Origin of the sequence: Catenibacillus scindens (genome assembly GCF_014202115.1) — a bacterium.
GTDB classification, from domain to species: Bacteria; Bacillota; Clostridia; order Lachnospirales; family Lachnospiraceae; genus Catenibacillus; species Catenibacillus scindens.
Genome location: NZ_JACHFW010000005.1, coordinates 219,949 through 240,478, shown reverse-complemented (window position 1 = coordinate 240,478; position 20,530 = coordinate 219,949). Strand labels below are relative to the sequence as shown.

Annotated in this window: 19 protein-coding genes and 1 rRNA gene; 16 read left to right on the top strand and 4 right to left on the bottom strand. The window is 45.7% G+C overall.

Annotated elements, in window-relative coordinates:
- Nucleotides 1-92 (top strand): 23S ribosomal RNA (locus HNP82_RS08575); the annotation flags it as partial.
- A gap of 444 nt (nucleotides 93-536) precedes the next feature.
- Here HNP82_RS08575 and HNP82_RS08570 read toward each other — a convergent pair.
- Nucleotides 537-710: a hypothetical protein gene (locus HNP82_RS08570; RefSeq protein ID WP_183773324.1), complete on the bottom strand. Its 174-nt coding sequence runs from the start codon at nucleotides 708-710 to the stop codon at nucleotides 537-539.
- A 165-nt stretch (nucleotides 711-875) separates the two neighbouring features.
- Between HNP82_RS08570 and HNP82_RS08565 the strand changes: the two genes are divergently transcribed.
- From HNP82_RS08565 to HNP82_RS08555, 3 genes are all read left to right on the top strand, one after another.
- Nucleotides 876-1,622, top strand: a complete 747-nt coding sequence (locus tag HNP82_RS08565) for an AAA family ATPase (protein WP_183773322.1) — start codon at nucleotides 876-878, stop codon at nucleotides 1,620-1,622.
- Nucleotides 1,619-1,846, top strand: coding sequence for a hypothetical protein (locus HNP82_RS08560; protein WP_183773320.1), 228 nt, complete (start codon nucleotides 1,619-1,621; stop codon nucleotides 1,844-1,846). The genes HNP82_RS08565 and HNP82_RS08560 overlap by 4 nt, the downstream gene beginning before the upstream one ends.
- Nucleotides 1,847-1,949: 103 nt before the next feature.
- Entirely contained in the window at nucleotides 1,950-3,071 is a 1,122-nt protein-coding gene (locus tag HNP82_RS08555) for an aldo/keto reductase (RefSeq protein WP_183773318.1), read from the top strand.
- Nucleotides 3,072-3,275: 204 nt separating this feature from the next.
- Here HNP82_RS08555 and HNP82_RS08550 read toward each other — a convergent pair whose 3' ends face one another.
- Complete coding sequence (locus tag HNP82_RS08550) at nucleotides 3,276-3,611, bottom strand: metal-sensing transcriptional repressor (RefSeq protein ID WP_207720585.1); 336 nt, start codon at nucleotides 3,609-3,611, stop codon at nucleotides 3,276-3,278.
- Between the two features lie 183 nt (nucleotides 3,612-3,794).
- Between HNP82_RS08550 and HNP82_RS08545 the strand changes: the two genes are divergently transcribed.
- The 6 genes from HNP82_RS08545 (at nucleotide 3,795) to HNP82_RS08520 (ending at nucleotide 9,398) form a co-directional block, all read left to right on the top strand.
- Entirely contained in the window at nucleotides 3,795-4,661 is an 867-nt protein-coding gene (locus HNP82_RS08545; RefSeq protein WP_183773316.1) for a LysR family transcriptional regulator, read from the top strand.
- A 188-nt stretch (nucleotides 4,662-4,849) separates the two neighbouring features.
- Nucleotides 4,850-5,206, top strand: coding sequence for a MerR family transcriptional regulator (locus tag HNP82_RS08540; protein ID WP_183773314.1), 357 nt, complete (start codon nucleotides 4,850-4,852; stop codon nucleotides 5,204-5,206).
- Between the two features lie 41 nt (nucleotides 5,207-5,247).
- Nucleotides 5,248-5,934 carry a carboxymuconolactone decarboxylase family protein gene (locus tag HNP82_RS08535; RefSeq protein WP_183773312.1) on the top strand — a complete coding sequence of 229 codons (687 nt, stop codon included), beginning with the start codon at nucleotides 5,248-5,250 and terminating at the stop codon, nucleotides 5,932-5,934.
- 222 nt (nucleotides 5,935-6,156) lie between these two features.
- Complete coding sequence (locus HNP82_RS08530; RefSeq protein WP_183773311.1) at nucleotides 6,157-7,107, top strand: alpha/beta hydrolase; 951 nt, start codon at nucleotides 6,157-6,159, stop codon at nucleotides 7,105-7,107.
- A complete protein-coding gene (locus HNP82_RS08525) occupies nucleotides 7,107-8,924 on the top strand; it encodes a DUF6320 domain-containing protein (RefSeq protein ID WP_183773309.1) in 1,818 nt (605 codons plus the stop codon). The genes HNP82_RS08530 and HNP82_RS08525 overlap by 1 nt, the downstream gene beginning before the upstream one ends.
- A gap of 21 nt (nucleotides 8,925-8,945) precedes the next feature.
- Nucleotides 8,946-9,398: an 8-oxo-dGTP diphosphatase gene (locus tag HNP82_RS08520; protein WP_183773307.1), complete on the top strand. Its 453-nt coding sequence runs from the start codon at nucleotides 8,946-8,948 to the stop codon at nucleotides 9,396-9,398.
- 128 nt (nucleotides 9,399-9,526) lie between these two features.
- On the opposite strand, the gene HNP82_RS08515 is transcribed toward HNP82_RS08520, so the two are convergent.
- Nucleotides 9,527-9,751, bottom strand: a complete 225-nt coding sequence (locus HNP82_RS08515) for a hypothetical protein (protein WP_183773305.1) — start codon at nucleotides 9,749-9,751, stop codon at nucleotides 9,527-9,529.
- Nucleotides 9,752-10,103: 352 nt separating this feature from the next.
- Nucleotides 10,104-11,507, bottom strand: coding sequence for a MocR-like pyridoxine biosynthesis transcription factor PdxR (gene pdxR, locus HNP82_RS08510; RefSeq protein ID WP_183773303.1), 1,404 nt, complete (start codon nucleotides 11,505-11,507; stop codon nucleotides 10,104-10,106).
- A 244-nt stretch (nucleotides 11,508-11,751) separates the two neighbouring features.
- Here pdxR and HNP82_RS08505 point away from each other — a divergent pair, with 244 nt between their 5' ends.
- The 6 genes from HNP82_RS08505 (at nucleotide 11,752) to HNP82_RS08480 (ending at nucleotide 20,523) form a co-directional block, all read left to right on the top strand.
- Nucleotides 11,752-12,417: a hypothetical protein gene (locus HNP82_RS08505; RefSeq protein WP_183773301.1), complete on the top strand. Its 666-nt coding sequence runs from the start codon at nucleotides 11,752-11,754 to the stop codon at nucleotides 12,415-12,417.
- A gap of 304 nt (nucleotides 12,418-12,721) precedes the next feature.
- Nucleotides 12,722-13,177 (top strand): C-glycoside deglycosidase beta subunit domain-containing protein, encoded by a 456-nt coding sequence (locus tag HNP82_RS08500; RefSeq protein WP_183773299.1) that lies wholly within the window; start codon nucleotides 12,722-12,724, stop codon nucleotides 13,175-13,177.
- Between the two features lie 17 nt (nucleotides 13,178-13,194).
- Complete coding sequence (locus HNP82_RS08495; RefSeq protein ID WP_183773297.1) at nucleotides 13,195-14,250, top strand: TIM barrel protein; 1,056 nt, start codon at nucleotides 13,195-13,197, stop codon at nucleotides 14,248-14,250.
- Nucleotides 14,251-14,401: 151 nt separating this feature from the next.
- Nucleotides 14,402-15,457 (top strand): sugar phosphate isomerase/epimerase family protein, encoded by a 1,056-nt coding sequence (locus HNP82_RS08490; protein WP_183773295.1) that lies wholly within the window; start codon nucleotides 14,402-14,404, stop codon nucleotides 15,455-15,457.
- A gap of 407 nt (nucleotides 15,458-15,864) precedes the next feature.
- On the top strand, nucleotides 15,865-16,812 hold the full coding sequence (locus tag HNP82_RS08485) for an NAD(P)H-dependent oxidoreductase (RefSeq protein ID WP_183773293.1): 948 nt from the start codon (nucleotides 15,865-15,867) through the stop codon (nucleotides 16,810-16,812).
- A 168-nt stretch (nucleotides 16,813-16,980) separates the two neighbouring features.
- Nucleotides 16,981-20,523, top strand: a complete 3,543-nt coding sequence (locus tag HNP82_RS08480) for a DUF5717 family protein (protein ID WP_183773291.1) — start codon at nucleotides 16,981-16,983, stop codon at nucleotides 20,521-20,523.
- The last annotated feature ends 7 nt before the right edge of the window (nucleotides 20,524-20,530 follow it).

Genomic DNA, 20,530 nt, shown 5'->3' with positions numbered 1-20,530 from the left:
ACCCCTTGAAGACGACGAGGTAGATAGGGCAGAGGTGGAAGCATAGTAATATGTGGAGCTGACTGTTACTAATCGGTCGAGGGCTTGACCTGAGACCTTAGCGAAGGCGAGAAGAACTTCTGCTGAGGTAATTTCAAAAGTTTGTGGGATTGATGGAAAGTATCTGAATGTGCAGTTTTGAAGGTACATATAAAATTGTTTGTAATAATATGGAACATGTTGAGCGATATAACAGATAGTGTTATATCGCTTTTTGTCGTAAGGCGCTTTGAGCGATAACCAACTGGGCTGCTATTGGATCAGTTCCGGCCTCTATGCTGTAGAGGGAATGCCAGAAAAAACGATGAAAACTTCTGACAAAAACGTTCATAAAAACCCTAAAAAATAAAAAAACAGGCTTTTTTCCTCCCCGAAGGATGCCTGTAAAATTATGGTTTACTGCATAAAAACTCCCTATAATAAACGTCGTAATGGTTCAGTTCGCGTCATACCTGATGGCTGAATTGTTAAGACGCATCAAAGAAATATCATCGTCATCAAAACTGATGGAAGCTAAAAGAAAAATCCAGCGGCTTTATCTCAAAGCTTTTACCGCTGTCGGATACCAGATGTCCTGTACCGGATAAAATAATCCAGAAGGCAATGCTTCGGCTGGAATATTCCCGTGAAACCGTTGTATTTACCGATAAGATATCATAGCTTATGTTCATGTAAACTCCTCCTTTATGTCCCCATGATAAAAGTCTATATGAAATTTAGGAAAAAAACAAGGCAAAGGCAAAAATCTTGTCAGAAAGATCTCGCTGTGTTACTATCGTATTATACTATGTTAGTTGTCGCGTCATTAATTTTGAGATTGGCGAAATCATTTATCTATGCTGGATTTTGAGCCAGTGACTATTTTATATGGAGGAAACGGGTCAGGGAAAAGTACCGCCCTTAATATTATGGCGGAGACTTTGGGATTAAAGCGGGATACCCCCTATAACCGTTCCAGCTTTTTTGGAGATTATATAAAGCTGTGCAGCTATAGGTGTGATAAGCCGATCCCAAAAGAGAGCCGTATGATCACCAGCGATGATGTCTTTGACTTTATGCTGAATTTAAGGTCGCTAAATGATGGCATTGACCGCAGGCGGGAAGAACTATTTGAAGATTATTTGGATGCCAAATACGCCCATTTTCAAATGCGCTCTCTTAAAGACTATGAGGCGCTGAAAAAAGTTAATATGGCAAGAAGTCATACTCAGTCCCGCTTTGTGCGGGAGAACCTTATGGGCAATATCAGGGAGTACTCCAACGGAGAAAGCGCTTTTATCTATTTCTCAGAAAATATTCAGGAAAATTGTCTTTACATGCTGGATGAGCCGGAAAATAGCTTGTCTGCGGTCAAACAGCAGGAACTGGCAAAGTTTTTGGAAGACTCCGCCCGCTTTTTTCACTGCCAGATGATCATAGCAACCCATTCTCCATTCCTCCTTGCTATCCGCGGGGCGAAAATCTACGATATGGATGAGGAGACAGTGGATGTGAAGCAGTGGACAGAGTTGGAAAATGTGAAGGTCTATTACGATTTTTTTAAAAAGAATAAAGATGCTTTTGAAGGAGGATATATTTCATGATCAATCCAAAACGCTTAATGGAGATGAAGCGTCTGAGAGATGAATTTACTCAGCGACATCCCAAATTTTCTATGTTTCTGGAAGCCGCTTCCAAAGAAGGGATTTCTGAAGGGAGCGTCATTGAGATCAGTGTTACAGGCCCGGATGGACGCAGGATGTGTTCCAATATCCGTGTCAGTGCCGAGGATCTGGAGCTTTTGGATACATTAAAGCAGCTTCGATGAGGGCTTCAAAAAACTCTTGACGGCTTCTTGAGTTATGGGTGTATACTAATTGTTATAGACTGGGATATATATACCAGCAAAAAAATAAAAGGAGTGATATTTTGTGGCAGAACTTGGAGAAAATATTAAAAAACTTGGTTTTGGCCTGATGCGCCTTCCTCAGAAAGACGGCGCTATTGATGTTGAGCAGACAAAAAAAATGGTCGACCTTTTTATGGATGCCGGTTTTACATATTTTGACACGGCATGGGCCTATGCCGGCAGCGAGGACGCCATCCGTCAGGCTCTTGTAGAGCGCTATCCAAGAGAAAGCTTCCAGCTTGCGACTAAAAATGCGGCCTGGATCAACTGCAAGACAAAAGAAGAAGCTCAGGCACAGCTTGACACTTCATTAAAGCAGACCGGTGCCGGATATTTTGATTTTTATCTGCTCCATAACCTTGGGGAACATCGCACAAAATATTTTGATGATTTTAATATGTGGGATTTTGTTAAGGAGAAAAAGGCTGAGGGTATCTTAAAACATATCGGATTTTCTTTTCATTCCACACCGGAGGAACTGGAGGAAATCTTAAAAGCTCACCCGGAGATGGAGTTTGTTCAGCTTCAGATCAACTACGCCGACTGGGATAATCCGGCCATCCGTTCCAGAGAGTGCTATGAGATGGCAAGAAAGTACAATAAACCTGTCGTTATTATGGAGCCTGTGAAAGGCGGTATGCTGGCAACTCCGCCAAAACCGGTGGAGGACATTTTTAAGGCGGCCAACCCTGACGCGTCCAACGCATCCTGGGCGATTCGCTTCGCGGCTCAGCTCCCCGGAGTGATCACAGTGCTTTCCGGGATGAGCAGTGTGGAGCAGATGGAAGACAATCTGTCCTACATGAAAGATTTTACATCCATCTCTGAGGCGGAGAGTGAAACCCTACACAAGGCCCAGGAGGCACTGAATAAAATTCCTCTCATCCCATGTACTACATGTAATTACTGCGCGAAAGTCTGTCCAAATAATATCGGCATTTCCGGTTCCTTCACAGCTATGAACCTCTTTACCCTCTATGGCAATAAGGAATCTGCCGCCGGACAGGAAGGATGGCTTGTAGGAGGCCACGGCAAAAAGCAGGCAAGTGAGTGCATTAAATGCGGTAAATGTGAGGAAGTATGTCCGCAGCATATTGCCATCCGTCAGGAACTTGAACGCGTGACAAAGGAACTTCTGGTCTGATATACGCTCCGCGAGGATGCGCAGGGATTCGACAGGAATTACGCCGGCTAAAGCCGACCCGAATCCCGCGCCAAGACTCGCGAGCGAGTCTTGAATTTTCAGAAAATCAGGTGGTTGTTTGCTCCGTGAACAGTAATAAAATCAGCCGGGGATCTTCAGACAAGGATGTCTGAGGTTCCCGGCTGTTGTGTAGTGGACTATAAATCACTTAATAAACTGTTCAATAGCTTTTTTTAACTGTTTCATAGGTACAGGGTCATCGCTCTCAATGGCATCCACAATGCAGTGTTCAATATGATCCTGGAGGATGATTTTTCCCGTGTTTGTGAGAGCAGAGCGGACTGCAGCAAGCTGTATGAGGACTTCAGAACAGTCCTGGCCGTTTTCCACCATGCGCTTTACCGATTCCAGATGACCGATGGCTCTGGACAGGCGATTGATAACGGCCCGTGTCTGTGTATGTTCGTGGGTGTGGTGATGTTCATGTCCTATCTCCTTCTTATGGGTATGTATGGACGGATTATCCTGTGTATGACTCAATAAAATCGCCTCCTTGGGCTATTTTATGAAAAGGCCGGGAAATTGTCAAGATAAAAAGGCTGGCGCAGGCAAGACAATTGACGGAATAGAGTATCAGATGTTTATGAAGACGGATTTGTAAGGGCTGACATGAGGGGAGACTTTGTGATACAATAGTTTTGTAAGGAGGAAAAAGGACAACTTATGGAACTGCGTGTATTAAAGTATTTTTTAATGGTAGCCAGGGAAGAAAATATAACAAAAGCGGCGAACCTTCTCCACGTCACCCAGCCCACTCTGTCCAGGCAGATGATGCAGCTTGAGGAGGAGCTTGGGGTTAAGCTTTTTTCAAGGGGCAAGTATCATATCGTCCTGACCGATGATGGTATGCTTCTTAAACGCAGGGCTCAGGAAATTATTGATCTGGTGGACAAGACGGCTCAGGAATTTTCCAGGGATGAAGAACCTTTAAACGGCGAGATCGCTGTTGGATGCGGCGAAACCCGGAATATGACATTTTTATCCCGAAAGATGGCCGACTTTCGGCAGATTCATCCTATGGTTCATTTTTCTGTGTACAGCGCCATTGCCGATGATATTAAGGAGCGGATCGAAAAAGGGATCGTTGACATCGGCCTTTTTATGGAACCGGTAGATATTGGCAGGTATGAATTTATCCGTCTTCCGGTAAAGGAGCGCTGGGGCGTTCTGGTTCGCGGGGATTCCCCTCTGGCAGGGAAGGATCGTGTCACAGCTCAGGATCTGAAAAATGTGCCTCTGCTCATTGGACAAAGAGCGCTGGTCCAAAATGAGCTGGCCAATTGGTTTGGGGATATTTACGAGAAAGTGGAGATTGCCTCTACTTTTAATCTGATTTTAAACGCGGCCAATATGGTGAAAAATGGCCTTGGGGCCGCCATGTGCTTTTCTCTGGATATTTCTTACGACAATCTTAAATTTATCCCGCTCTTTCCGGAGCTTGAGACGGGATCTGTTGTGGCCTGGAAAAAGAACCAGATTTTTTCAAAGGCGGCTGCGGCGTTTATTGATTATATAAGAAATACAATGTAGCTGTTTTACCACTATACATTTTGAGCATTATCAAAAATTCTTTATAAGTATTAGACACAGACCGTCTGGCGTTTTACAATGGAGGTGTTCAGAAGAACGCCTCCTTTTATTATGAACGTCTGGCTGGAGGCCGGGCATAGGAAGAGGAGCGCTCTATTCAATTCGGATGTGAAAGGCAGCGATGCAGTATGACCATAGATGAAGCCAGCCGACGCTATGGGGTTCCCTTAGATATTTTAAAAGAATATGAAAAACTGGGATTATGTCCGGCAGTAAAAAAAGTCATGGGGACGTGGCAGTATGACGATTCAGACCTGGAAAAACTGAGCCTGATCATGACCCTTCACGATGTGGGATTTTCCACAGGGGAAGTGGAGACGTATATGCGGCTCGTGGAAGATGGCCAAGGCAGAGATTATAAACTTCTATCCATGCTGGATCAAAAGAGAACCGCTGCTCTGGATGAAATTCATTTTCGCGAAAAGCAACTGGACCGGCTGGACTATCTGCGCCATAAGATACGGAAAAAGATAGAAGAACAGTAAACCGCGCCGGTGCAAGACGGTGTGTTAAAGGAGGAATCTATATGAATCTGCATGAGACAGACCCGGAGTTTATGGAACGTTTTGAACATTTTGCTTATGATGAGGTTGTCAACGAGAAAGGCCAGCAGTTGGATGACACAACCCGGCATATGGCTATTTTGGCGACTCTTCTTGGCTGTCAGGGCATAGACGCTTTTAAGGAGGAACTTCCTGCGGCGCTGGACGCCGGGGTAACGCCGGTGATGGCAAAGGAGATCATTTACCAGGCGGTGGATTATCTGGGTATCGGACGGGTATATCCGTTTTTAAAAGCGGCCAATGAAATTTTTAAGCATCAGGGAATTGCACTTCCCCTGCCGGGACAGGCGACAACCACTATGGAGAATCGCCTGGAGAAGGGCGCTGCGGCTCAGGCTGAGATTTTTGGGGATCAGATGCTAGAGGCGTGGAAAAACGGCCATATTAACCGGTGGCTTGCGGCTAACTGTTTTGGGGATTATTACACCCGTACTGGCCTTACTCTGGCCCAGCGTGAGATGATCACTTTTTGTTATCTGGCCGCCCAGGGCGGATGTGAGCCTCAGTTGACGGCTCACGCCAAAGGGAATATGAATCTGGGCAATGACAGGGATTTTCTTATCCGCGTAGTGTCCCAGTGCCTGCCATATATCGGTTATCCCCGCAGTTTAAATGCCGTCACATGTATCAATAAGGCGGCGGAACAGTAATAATTTGACTATTAGCAAAAGGAAAAGTCCGGTGTTCTGGAAATATATCAGATCACAGGACTTTTTTTGCGTGATACGCCGGTCGGACGACCGCTATGCTGGTGACACGAAGTTAGTCCTTTAGGGCACGAGTAGGCAGCCGGCGGGCCAGCCTTGCCAACAAAGAAAAAACGTGGTATACAATATATAGGATGATAATTTAGAAAGCTTGGTAAAAACTTTATGGCAATAAACAAAGCAGTAAAATTAATATTAAAAGCACTTTCCTATGCCAATGAGGGGATGGAACTGGAGACGTCCAGGCGGCTGGCGGATCTTAAAAAGCTGGATCCTATGCGTATTTTGGTGAAAAAGCTGGATAAAAAAATTTACAACGGGGAATATGAGGTCCCGGTGCGGATTTACTTTCCATCGGAGGAAGCTATGTACCGGGGGCTTGGAAAAGATGCCTTTTATCCGGCTCTTTTATTTTTTCATGGCGGGGGCTGGGTGACTGAGAGTGTAGAGACTTATGACCGGGTATGCGCCCAGATGGCTCAGTCCACAAAGCATATGGTGATCTCTGTGGAGTACCGTCTTGCCCCTGAGTATAAATTTCCTGTGGGATTGACAGATTGTTATGCGGTGGCTAAAGCTGTGTTTACAAACCGTCTTCTTTTAAATGTGGCTCCGGAACAGATCACAGTCATTGGGGATAGCGCAGGGGGAAACCTGGCGGCGGCTGTGTGCCTCATGGCCAGAGACCGGGGGGAATTTCTCCCCTCCAGGCAGATTCTTATTTATCCCGCTGTGGGCAGTGATTATACAGAAAAGTCTCCTTTTTTGTCGGTTCGTGAAAATGGCAGAGATTATCTTTTGACTTCCCGTCAGGTGGAGGAGTATATGAGTCTGTATCAGAGCAGTTCTGCCGACAGGAAAAGTCCATACTTTTCGCCGCTTATGGAACAGGATTTTTCAGGGCTTCCCAGGACGCTGATCATTACGGCGGAGTATGATCCTCTGAGGGATGAGGGGGAAACCTACGGACAAAAACTGGCAGAGGCGGGCAATGATGTGGAAATCCACCGCATTCCCGACGCTCTTCACGGATTTTTCGCTTTAGGGATACGGCATCTCCATGTACAGGAAAGTTTTGACTATATTAATGATTTTTTAAAGGGAGGTGCAGGCTGATGGAAGAGAGAAGACGTTCAAGATGGAGAAAGCTGGATAACGCGGCCCAGGCTTTTCCTGCGGCAACGGATAAAAAAGATACCCGTGTTTTCCGCTTTTACTGCCAGCTCAATGAACCGGTGGATGGCGATATGCTTCAGGAGGCTCTGGATAAAACGGTGGAGAAATATCCGGTATTTCAGGCAGTTTTGAGAAAAGGACTGTTCTGGTTTTACCTTGAACATCAGGATATCCGGGCTATTGCCGCCCAGGAGACGAAAAAGCCTTGCAGCCGCATTTACGTTCCTGACGCCAAAAGACTTCTCTTTGAAGTGACCTACTATAAAAATCGGATTAATCTGGAAGTTTTTCATGCTCTGTCCGATGGAACGGGAGCGATACGTTTCCTACGGGAGCTTGTGAAAAATTATCTTTTGGCGGTTCACAGTGCTGAAGATCTTGAAGACATTCCCCTGGAGGATGAGAGCGAGACGCTGGCCGATTTTGAGGAGGACAGTTTTTCCCAGTACTACTCTGAGGGACGACCAAAGGGGGACAAACCAGGGCCGAGGGCTTATCAGCTCCATGGCCCCAAGCTTGAGAGAAGTGATATGGAGATCACAGAAATGATCATGCCGGTGTCCCAGGTTCTTAAAAAGGCCCGGTCCTATGGCGTATCCATGACGGTGTTTCTGACAAGTATTTTTCTGTGTGCCATTCATGAAGAGATGACACCACGGCAGCAGCGCCGCCCGGTGACACTGATGGTTCCTGTAAATCTGCGAAACTATTTTCCTTCTAGCTCCATGACCAATTTCTGGGGATGGCTGGAGGCCGGCTATAGATTCCGTGGAGAAACACCTTTTGAGGACGTTTTATCCAGCATGAAGCAGTTTTTTGAGAAGGAACTTGTAAAAGAGCGGGTGGCCAGCCGCATGAACGATTACATCCGTCTGGAAAAAAATCCTTTTTTGCGGGCGGTGCCTCTGGAAATCAAAAATGTGTTCCTACAAGCAGGAACACGGCTGCGATCTGGAAATATCACAGCCATTTTTTCCAATGTTGGGAAAATAAAAATGCCGGATATCTATGAACCTTACATTCGCCGTTTTGGAGTGTTTACAAGTACGGATCGGATGCAGATGTGCGCCTGTTCCTACAGAGATGAGCTTGTCCTTGGCTTTTCATCCAAACTTGTCAGCACTAACATTCAGAGAAATTTCTGTCGTATGCTCAAAGAAGAGGGCATTGATTGTGAAATTTCTGAAAATGTTTTTCCTGAGCAGAAGAATCCTATGATTTATCCGGGAAGACAGGCCTTTCAGTGGTTTTCATTCGCGGCTATCGCTTTGGCAGTGCTGTGTGTAGCCCTCAATCTTATGATCGACCCGGATTTTTTGTGGTCCCCATTTGCCTGCGGCGGAGCCTTGTGTCTGTGGGTGTGCGGGGCGGTGGGCTATGTGAAGCGGAGGAATATTTTAAAAAATCTTATGTGGCAGCTTGTCATAGGAACGGTATTTTGTATTTTGTGGGACTGGGTGACGGGCTGGCGGGGCTGGTCGGTGGATTTTGTCTTTCCCATTGCCGTTCTGGCTGTTCTTCTCACTATGTTTATTGTGGCTAAGCGCAGACATTTGGAAACACCGGAATACCTGATTTATTTTATTATGGCTTCAGTTCTTGGGCTGATCCCGGCGGTTCTATATGCGGCGGATATTGTCCAGGTCATCTATCCGTCCATTATGTGCGCTGTGATTTGTTTTCTGAGTCTTATGCGCCTGCTGATTTTCCGCTTCCACGATATGATCCTGGAGTTGCAAAAAAAGTTTCGTATGTAATAATATAGAAAGAGGTTAAAAATGCGTTTAAGTACTTTATGTTATCTGGAAAAAGATGGAAAATATCTCATGCTCCACCGGATTTCCAAGAAAAATGATGTGAATAAGGAAAAATGGATTGGTGTCGGTGGAAAATTTGAGCCGGGAGAGGCGCCGGAGGAATGCCTGATGAGGGAAGTCTATGAGGAGACCGGGTACCGGCTTTTAGATTACCGGTTTCGCGGTGTTCTGACCTTTATCTGCGACATTCAGGAGCCGGAATATATTTTTCTATATACGTCCAGCCATTTTGCCGGGGAGCAGACCGACTGCGATGAGGGTGTGCTGGAATGGGTGGATAAGAAAGATGTTTTGTCCCTGAACCTGTGGGAGGGGGATAAGCGCATGTTTCGGTATCTCAATGAAAAGACAGAGCCTTTCTCACTGAAACTTGAATATCAGGGGGATACTCTGGTTAATATTCAGGATTTTTAAGAGGCTATTCAGCCATGTGGATGGGGCGGTAAAGCAGCGTTAGCTGCGGGAATATCAACCTTTTTGGCTGAATCGTTACATTAAAAAAGCTGTCCATACCGGACAGCTTTTTACTCAATTCGATAATATTATTCGGCAGTTGTATCTGCTGCGGAATCTTCAACAGAGTCAGCGGCAGCGCCTGTGTCAGCGGCACTTGTTGTATCTGCTGTGGATTCGTTTGCTGTTGTGTCAACAGTAGTTTCAGCGGCTGCGTTTGTAGATTCTGTGCTGTTGCCGCCGCATGCGGTCATAGCGCCCATAGCTGCGACTAAAGCGCACATAGCTGCGAATACTTTAAATTTCTTTAACATTATAATCACTCCTTAGATTGATTTGCAAATTTGAACCTATGTAAAAGTTCCTTCAATTGCAAGTCATATATTATCCAAGAATTGTGTCTATTGTGTGTCTAAAATCTAAGAAATTTATGTAAAGTTCTTACATACTTCTTACAAAAAATTAAAATATTAGATATCTAAATAAAAGGAAAGATTCCTGAAAAGCCCTAAAATATCAGTGCTGGCGAGATTTAATTGCTAAAAAAAGAAACATAAAAAGATAAAAGATAAATTTAAAAACTTTAGGAGCTGTCAGCATTGTGACAGCCCCGCTTTTGAACGCATATACCTCGTTGGGAATGGTACTATTATGGATGAAAATAGGTTATTCAAACAGGCACTGGATCAGCCGGTCCATGCCCTCCTTTAACGCTTTTTGGGTTAGACTTCCATAGCCCAGGATAATGGTGGATGTCATATTTTCCGGAAGATCGGGAGTAATCGTATACTGGGAAAGACCGAAAATATGAATATTAAAGGCTTTTGCCCGCTGTACAAGTTCAGCTTCGCTGCGCCCGTCAAGAAAGCGGATGAGTAGGTGGAGTCCGCTGTTTTCGCCGTAAATCCGTATCCGGTTCATATAAGGCTCCAGCGCTTTTAAAATATAGTCTCTCTTTCCTTTGTAGATCATGCGCATCCGGTTGAGGTGGCGCTCAAAGTAGCCCCGGCGCATAAATTCGGTAATCTGCTTCTGTTCTGTGCGGGGCACGGTATTGGAGTAAAAGCTGTAGTTTTCCCGGTAGATTTCCAAAAGCTTTGGGGGAAGCACCAGATATCCCATACGAATGGAGGGAGCGATGGCTTTGGAGAAGGTACTTAAATAAATGACCTTCTGGCCGCTGTCAATACCCTGGAGACTTGGGATCGGCTTTCCTTTATACCGAAATTCGCTGTCGTAGTCATCCTCGATAATATATCGGTCTTCTTCCCGCCCGGCCCAGGTCAGGAGTTCCTGGCGGCGTTTAATGGGCATGACGATGCCCATGGGGAAATGATGGGACGGGGTCACATAGGCCACATTGGCCGGGCTGGCGTTTAGTTTTTGGATATCCATGCCAAAGCGGTCAAGGGGGATGGGAACTGCGTTAAAGTTCAGGTGGGTCAAAATGCGGTAGGACTGCATGTATGACGGATTTTCCATGGCAAATACTGTATCTGGCCCTAAAATCTGGGAGAGGAGCAGGATCAGGTAATCGGTGCCGGCACCTACAATAATCTGATCCGGGGAGCAAACAGCGCCTCTGGACTGGTGGAGATAGGAGGCAATGGCTTGACGAAGATCCTCGTCCCCCTGGCAGTGCCCGGCTTCAAATAGGCGGGTGTTGCGGTCATCGTAGAGAATATCCCGCATGGTTTTTCGCCATGTGCCAAAGGGAAAGTTTTCAAGATCAACTCCGTAGGGGGAGAAGTCAAAATCATAGGCGGTCTCAGTCTCGTGGTTTTCTGTCCGGGGCTGGGGATCGAGAGGGATGGGCATGAGATTGGCGGATATGTCGCTGACGAAAAAGCCCCTCTTAGGGGATGAGACAATGTATCCTTCGTCTAAAAGCTGTCCGTAGGCCATATCAATGGTATTTCGGCTCACCTGGAGATGGGACGCCAGCAGTCTTGTAGAGGGCAGGCGGTCCAAACAGGCAAGATGGCCGCTTTCGATTTCTTTTCGTATATATTTATAAATCTGAGTATAGACCGGGATTTTTGATGCCGGGTCAATAATGGGAGTGATCATTTTTTATCATCCTTTTGTTATGATGTTGGGGAAAATGTCTTGTGCCCCTTTGTCGGGCAACTTATAGCATTATGTTAACATTTCTTTTGGAGCAGAGCAAGAGATTACCTGCTATTGTGAAGCTGCGCTGACAAAAATTTTCCATGCGGGATTTTTTATCATAAATTTAGATTTTTTTAAGTTCAAGGACATCATAAATTCATAGTTGGCGCATATAATAATAAACATAGGAGGTATGTCAGAAATGAGTTTTGAAATTTATAGTGAAGAAAGTAATGTTATTGGATTTTATGATTATACAATGATATGCGCAAAGATGTCCGCGAGACATGGGAATTGTATCCGGCGCCAGGGACACCAGAGGAGTATTTATTTTAACCAGGATATTAATTACCTGGTTGATATGTCCGGAGATAAAAATGTGAACCACGACAGATATTCTATTAATATTTATGATAGGGATATTCACCATATGATATTAAATAAACAGAGCAACCGGGACGGCACGATTTACCGCCAATATACATATTTAACCGTTCCTCAGTGCGAGAGTATTATACATAAAGATATTGGCTGGATGAAAAACAGCGATCAGCCCTTGTTTCGGGATCTTTACCTGGAAATGACCATTAACCAGAAATGGCCGGGGGTGGTGGTGGACTGCCGGCGTCAGGTCTTTGAAATTGGCAGGGGCGGCGATTACCTCATCTTTGACCGGGAGATCGAGTCCACCTATGATATACGCCTGGAGTCTAAAAAGGCTGAAGATCTTGCCGGGGAAAGTTTTGCTATGGAACCGCGGCTGGAACCCCAGAAAGTGATCATGACTTACCGTCAGGGGATCGGGATTCCGAAGGTTCTCACAAATATTATAGATATGAGTCATAATTACCGGGCCGTTGGAAATTAATCCGGAAATGTGGATCATGCTCCTGCAGCGGCAGTACAGCCCGCGCCATCAGACTGAGATGGCGCGGGCTGTACTGCTTTACTATTCACAGTCCCCTCCACGCTGCATTCGCAATCCCGCCTGCTTTGCAGGCTTTACCGCTGCTGCCGCAGCTTAAGATTGCTCATTTGGTGGAGGTTCCTGCTTCGCAGTTGGATTTGAAGCAGTTCTTTCATATTCTGAAAGTTTTTTCAGGAGATGTCCATTTACCTGTATTTTAATACGTGGTATAATTAATTTAACATTAAGAAGGAGGTATGATTCAATGTTCGACCAGTATTTAATCAGAAAAGACAGCCTTTACAACGTTGTCGAGGACGGAAAAGTAACGGGGTTTAAATTCGCGGTAAGAATCGCGGATTACAGAGGATGCTTCTTATCCCTGCATAACGGATACTATATTAACTGTGACGGTGTGGAATATCCGAGAGAATTACAGCGTTTTGAGATTAATGGCAAACCGCCCAGAACATTTGAAGAGATTAAAACATGTGTATGGGAACACTGGAATTATGACGATGAAGGTTGGGTTTACGTGACAAAAGAAGGCGGCCTTGCTCCTGGAAAACATGTGATTGGCCTGCAGCAGTCCATTCTCGCTCAGTACGGCTATATGCCATGGGACGAGGAATGGGTTAAAAATCCGCCGGTGCCAGGCAGTGGAGCTGGGTCCGGAAAGACAGCAGCAATCTGCCAGTTTGAGCTTGAACTTCAGGAATAAGGTAAGGAGGATTTGTCATGGGTATCAAAAGAGGTGTATCTTTATACAGCTATCAGCAGACACAGTTTTTTAAAAAGATGGATTGGAAAGACATGATTCGTGAGGTACACGATAATTTAAAGACCGATGGTATCGAGATTATTGATGAAGCCACCATCCGCGATTATCCGTTCCCCTCCGAACAGTTTATATATGATTTCAGAAATTATATGGCGCGGTATAACATGAAGGCTGTGACGATGGACATTTATCTGGATGTTCATCAGTTCCGCGATCATGTTATGAACCACCGGGAAGCTGCGGAGCGGCTGAAAAGCGATATCCGTCTGGCGGCAAAATTAGGTTTTGCCAATGTCCGCCCTCTGTGCCTTGTGCCAATTGACGTTATCGAGATGGCCCTGCCTACAGCGGAAAAGTATAACGTGCGCATGGGTAAAGAGATCCACGCGCCGCTGCCGATCTTTAAGGGCAATAAAGAGCAGCCAAAGAGCGGTATGGCTTCCGCACTGGATTTCAGAATGGCTGAACAGATCCTTGAACTGGCGGATCGTACGGGCAGCAAGCATGTAGGTCTTATACCTGATTTTGGTATTTTCCAGCATTCACCTTCCCAGGTGGCTATTGATTACGCAAAGCGCCACGCGAAGAATCCTGAGGTGATCGACTGGATTCTTGAAAACTCCAGAGATTATACTCTGGATGAGATGCCGGTGATCCTTGATGAGAAGTTTCCGGGTCACGGTCTTGACGGCGGAACTATTGAGCGCATGAGCCTTCATGAGATGTCCGGCAATCCGGAAGACTTAAAGAAGATTATTCCATACATAGTAAGTATGCATGGCAAGTTCTATCAGATGACAGAGATACCTGGCAAACCGGGACAGTATGAAGATAAGGCCATTGATTATGAGACGCCGATGCGTATTCTCCGTGAGAATGGCTATGAAGGCTATATTGATTCTGAATATGAAGGTCAGAGAGACCAGCAGGATATGGGTTATGAAAATCTTCCCGATGAAGTGGAAGAAGTTCGCCGCCATCATGAAATGCTTAAACGTTTAAGCGAGGGCTGATTCCCTGGCCTGGGGATGGTTGTCAGGAGAGAGCCTGTCTCATAGGAGTGTATGAGACGGGCTCTTGCCCTTTCCATAGACAATGAAGTTCCATGGACAAAGGCGGGAATGACAGTTCTGAAGATCAAATAGATAAGGGGGATTTTGGAATATGGGTATTAAACGAGGTGTATCTTTATACAGTTATCAGCAGGCGCAGTTTTTTAAACAGATGACATGGAAGGATATGATAAGGGAGGTTCGTCAACATCTCGGCACCGATGGCATTGAGATTATTGATGAGGCGACCATCAGAGATTATCCTTTCCCGTCAGAGCAGTTTATTTATGATTTCAGAGAGTATATTGCCCGGTACAATATGAAAGCCGTAACTATGGATATCTATATGGATGTCCATCAGTTTAGAGATCATGTCATGAACATCCGGGAAGTCGCGGAGCGGCTGAAAAGTGATATCCGTCTGGCGGCAAGGCTGGGTTTTGCCAATGTTCGGCCATTGTGCGCCGTTCCCGTTGAGGCCATTGAGATGGCGCTGCCTACGGCGGAAAAGTACAATGTCCGCATGGGCAAAGAGATCCATGCGCCTATGCCTATAAAACCGAGAAAGTACAATGAGGAAAACCGGGGCATGCGCCGAACCATGGATTTTAGGATGGCCGAGCAGATCATTGAGCTGGCGGACCGCACAGGGAGCAAGTATGTGGGTCTTGTGCCGGATTTTGGTATTTTCCAGCATTCACCTTCCCAGGTGGCCATCGACTATGCCAAACGCCACGCTAAAAAGCCGGAGGCTGTGGATTTTATCAGGGAAAACTGTACTTCCTATACGAAAGATGAAATGTCCAAACTTGTTCGGGAAAAATATCCGGATAACGGTCTGGACGAAATGACTATTGAGCAGATGTGGCTCCACCGCTCATGCGCCCAGCCGGAAGATCTGATCGACATTATTCCATATATTGTAAGTATCCATGGAAAATTTTATCAGATGACGGAGATTCCCGGAAAGCCGGGACAGTATGAGGACAAGTCAATTGATTATGAAAATCCTATGCGCATATTGCGGGAGCATGGTTTTGACGGCTACATTGATTCTGAGTATGAGGGTCAGAGAAACCAGCAGGATATGGGCTATGAAAATCTCCCCAATGAAGTGGAGGAGGTTCGCCGCCATCACGAGATGTTAAAACGCCTGGGAGCAGAATAACCGGGCCGCCGCGTCGGTAGGATAAAGTTATAATACAGATCAAAGGGTGTGGTTTTGCCGGTTCAGGCGGGAGCCGCACCCCTTTTTTTGAAGGCACTCAATCCTCATAGCTGAACTGTTGGGAAAAATCGGTTAAGTGTTGCGTCCGGTTGTAATTTAAGTTATACTAACGTTAAGATGCCCGGAGCTAAAAAACTTGTAACTATTCATCCATGCCGCTTGAGATTCCAGCCGCTAAGACTGCTTTACCGCCGCTTGCGCGGCAGGATCCCCGATTTGGTGTGGCGCCATATGTCTGGTTAATAAAAAATCCTCTGCAAGTAAATTTGCGCCGGATTTTTATTAAACTAGCCGAATGGCTGAATCGTTACAAAAAATTACAGATTGATGCGATGGAGGAGCTAAGTATGAAGATTGTAGGCGTATCTTTGGGAACAAGAGGCGGATCAAACGACGCGATGTGTAAGGAAGCCCTGAACGCGGCGAGGAAAGAGGGCGCGGAAGTCTCTTTTATTCATTTGCTGGACTGGGATATTAAAGATTGTACAGGCTGCGTGGCTTGTTCCAGGGGCCTTGTCATGGGAAAAGGAAATATCTGCTCACTGCGGGATGAGTTTGATGATTTCCGGAGTATACTTTTGGACGCCGACGGCGTATTGTGGGTAGACCCAATTTTTGAAAAGGGAGGCAGCGGCCTCCACCACACTATTATGGACCGCTTTGGACCGAGATTTGACCGGGGAATGAATATTATTGCTCAAAAGATCAGCGAGGATGCCAATGGAAAGCCTATTGATCCAAGACTTTTAAAGGATAAAGTCATTTCTTTTATCGGCATCGGAGGCTCAGACTGGGCCACAGCCATTGAGTATGACCATTCTATGCTGGCTCTGTCACCGGCATGGAAGATCATTGATAATGAGAAATTTGCCTGGTCTAAAAATATTATCATGGAAGATGAGAAGGTGGAGCGTGTCCGCCAGATCGGCCGCAATCTTGCCAAAGCTGCGGCAGATATTGAAAATGCCCGGTATATGGGAGAACCGGGCGTATGTCCTCACTGTCACAGCAAAAACTTTTACCTGGACCCTCAGTCCACAAAGGCCATCTGTATGACCTGCGGCATTGAGGGCGAGCTGGCTATTGAGGATGGAAAGATTCGGTTTATATTCCCGGAAGAACAGCTTGGCCACGCCCACGATACCATTCCGGGTAAGTTTATCCATGCCGATGATATTAAGGAAAATGAAGGCAAAGCCATTGCCAACCGGAATACGGATAAGTTTAAAGAGAGCCAGGAAAGAGTCGCCGCGTTTGATATACCGGAGATCCTTCCGCCGAGAAAGAGAGGATAATACAAAAGGGCGCCAGGGAACCCGGCGCAATGACAAAATCCATCTGACGAACTTCCCGGTGCGGCCAGATAAGGCGCGCCGGGGGAGTGCCCTGGGGCCGGGCGGGACGCAAGGGCGTTGCCGTAACTGACAGAAGACGAAAAAACAAAGAAATTGCAGGTGAAAACGTTGAAGGAAAAGATTAGTTTACTGTCCAAAGGAATTTTTGAATATGAAAAACCGGATATTGTTGTTTCAGAAGAGACTGTGCGTATCGAGGCGGAAGCCCAGACGGTATACACAGGTTCTTTTGATGTGACAAGCATTAATGGATTGCCTGTCAGAGCCATGGTCTTTTCCTCCAATAAACTTGTGGCTTGCCAGGAAAGTTCCATTGTGGGGACACAGTGCCGTGTCAACTATACTTTTGATCCCAAGACACTGGAACCGGGAGAGACTATCGAAGGGCATTTCAGTATTATCAGCAATGGAGGGGAGATTGCCATCCCTTTTTCAGCTCATGTATGTATGCCTTTTTGCCGTACAAGTATCGGGGATATTAAAGATCTGTACCAGTTTACCAGGTTGGCCCAGTCCAACTGGCATGAGGCGGTCAAGCTTTTTCGCTCCACGGATTTTTCCAGAGTTTTTCTGGTCAATAAAAAACACGGTCATATCTATGAAAATCTCATCCGTTCCAGAAATACAAACCAGGCTCTTGAAGAATTTCTATGCACTATTAAGCGGAAACAGCCTGTAAATATACGGGTTTCCCAGGATGAGATCTATCTGGAAAATGTTGACGAGACATTGAGCGAGCGACTCCTTATCGAAAAGGATACGTGGGGCTACGCCCGCCTTTTTGTAAAAACTGTTGGGGATTTTGTCAAAGTCTATAAAAAGGAGTTGACCACTGAAGATTTTCTCGGAAGTTACTATGAGCTGGAGTATATGATCTACCCGGAGGCTTTCCGCCAGGGAAATAATTACGGAAAGATCATTATCTCCACCTTTCAGAAGACCATAGAGATTCCTGTCAACTGTATCCAAGAAGTAAAAGACGTCCAGCAGACCCAGCGGAGGTCGGTGCGCAGCAGTGTTTATGATATTTTTAATAATTTCCTCAAGCTGTCCATGGACCGTATGTCCAGAGAAGACTGGATACGCCAGACACGAGAAGCGATTGATTGCTGCCGCAACAACAGCAATGAGCTGATCTATGAGCTGATGGAGGCTCATTTTTCCATTCTGGCCGGTGAGGAAGACAACGCCCATGAGATCCTGGACGGCAAAAATGGCCGGGAGATCCGCCATTATTCGGTGGTTTACTACGGTTACTATCTTTACCTGACGTCCCTGCTGCGCAAGGATGAGGATTATACCCGCTTTGCTCTGGATAAGATCGAGTCGGACTATGGACGCCAGTATGACTACTGGCAGCTTTTGTGGTTTATTTTTCATATGACCGATAAACTTTCGCCTCAGAAACGTTTCCTCCTGGTCAAGGATCAGTTTTCCAAAGGCTGCCGAAGCCCCCTTATGTACTGGGAGGCAGTAAAGGCTATGAACGAGGAACCTTCCCTGATGCGGGAGTTTGGCCGCTTTGAGATCCAGCTTATGACATGGGCCAGCCACAATGACTGCCTGAAAATGGACGTGATCTATCAGTTTGCCGAGGTGTGCGTTCACAGCAGGGTCTTTGATGAGCTGGCATTAAACACCCTTATCGAACTGTGCGAGATCTATGAAAACAAGGAGCTGCTTATGGCGGTGTGCAGTATGCTCATTAAAGGCCATAAAACGGATTTTAAATATAACCGCTGGTACGCTCTGGGAATTGAATCTTCCCTACGGCTGACAGATATTTATGAATATTACATGTATTCCCTGGATGAGAGCAAAGCCGAGGACTTGCCTCTGGGGGTGCTGATTTATTTTAACTATGATAATCAGATGTCTGTGAGTAAGAAAGCATTTATTTATGCCTATGTGGTGAACCACAGGGATGCTCTGCCTAAAATTTACCGTGACTATGAAAATATTATCAAAGCCTTTACTTATGAACAGTTGAAAAAAGGCTATATCAGCCGGAATATGGTGGTGCTGTATCACCAGTTTGTCACCATGGAGCGGATGAATACAAAGACGGCGGGATTTCTCCCCAAAGTCTTGTTTAAATATCAGGTATTCTGCGATCATCCCGGAATCAGCGGAGTCATTGTCTCCCACAGAGAAGTGGAAAATGAAGCCTACTATCCCCTTAACGACGGGCTGGCTTTCGTGGATATTTATATGGACGAATATCAGCTTGTTTTTGTGGATAAAGATGAAAACCGCTACATTGGCTCTGTGGAATATACAATGAGCCGTCTCATGGACGATTCCGGCCTTTTAAAAGAGTGCTACCGCATGGAGCCGTCCCAGCCGATGATCCTTCTTAACCGCAGTGAGCGGGCCATGAAATATCAGAAGATGGATGAGGCGTCCATTGATATTTACAAGCGGACACTGAAGCTGCCAAATATCCGTAAGGAATACCAGAAAAATGTTCTTAAAAATCTTATTGATTTTTACTATGACAATTATGAGGGGGAGACTCTGGAAAAGTATTTGTTGCGGCTGGATATACAGCTAATGGACACAGCGGAGCGGGGCAGGATCATCGAATATTATATCCAGCGGGGGCTTTACGAGAAGGCTCTGGAGGCCATTAAAATTTACGGCTATGAAAATATCCAGGATAAAAAGCTGATGCGCCTGTGTTCCAGGATCATCCGCAGCACCGATTTTTCCCAGGACAGCCTCATGACGGAGATGGCATACTATACATTTTCCTGCGGTAAATACGATGATGTAATCCTTGAATATCTGATCAAATACTATCTTGGAACAACGAAAGATCTTTACGCTATATGGAAGGCAGCCAAAGATTTTGAGGTTAACGCTTTTGTTCTGGAGGAGAAGCTGATCTGTCAGATTCTTTTTTGCGAATCCTATGTGGATAGCGGTATGGCTGTGTTTGCTTCCTACTATAAATCCCGGCCGGATAGCCGGATCGTCCGCGCCTTTTTGGCATTTTACTGCTACAATTACCTTGTGCGGGGCGCCCAGACGGACGATGCTCTGTTTGGTTATGTGGAAATTGAGCTGGATCAGCTTGAGCAGGCGTCGGAAGTGTGTACGTTGGCTCTGCTGAAATATTATTCTCAGTCCGGGGACGCCTTAAAAGGCCATGAAGACTGGGTGCGCCGCCAGCTTGGATTTTTTATGGAGAAAGATATTATTCTGCCTTTTTTCAAAGCCTTTGCCAGTATCGCCGATCTTCCGGAAGAAATTTTGGACCGTGTGTATGTGCAGTATTGTACAAATCCTAAAAACACAGTGACCATCTGCTATGAGTACCATGAAGAAGGCAAACCTGACGGAGAGTATATTATTGAAGATATGCCCAATGTATTCTGCGGCATTTTTGTGAAAGCCTTTACCATCTTTGCCAATGAAGAAGTGAAATATCATATCACAGAGAAAAACGGCTATGGGGAAACCATCACTGACGGCCAGAGCCTTAAAGGAGAAGAGAGGGATGAGAGAGAGCCCCATAACGGCAGACAGTGGATTGACCAGATGCTTTGTCTGGCCAGGGAGGACGCGGATATACAGTTGGAAGAAAATATGGAAAAGTTTGAGTCATGGCGTTATATGTCAAAGAAACTTTTTGACATGATACAGTAAAGAGGTG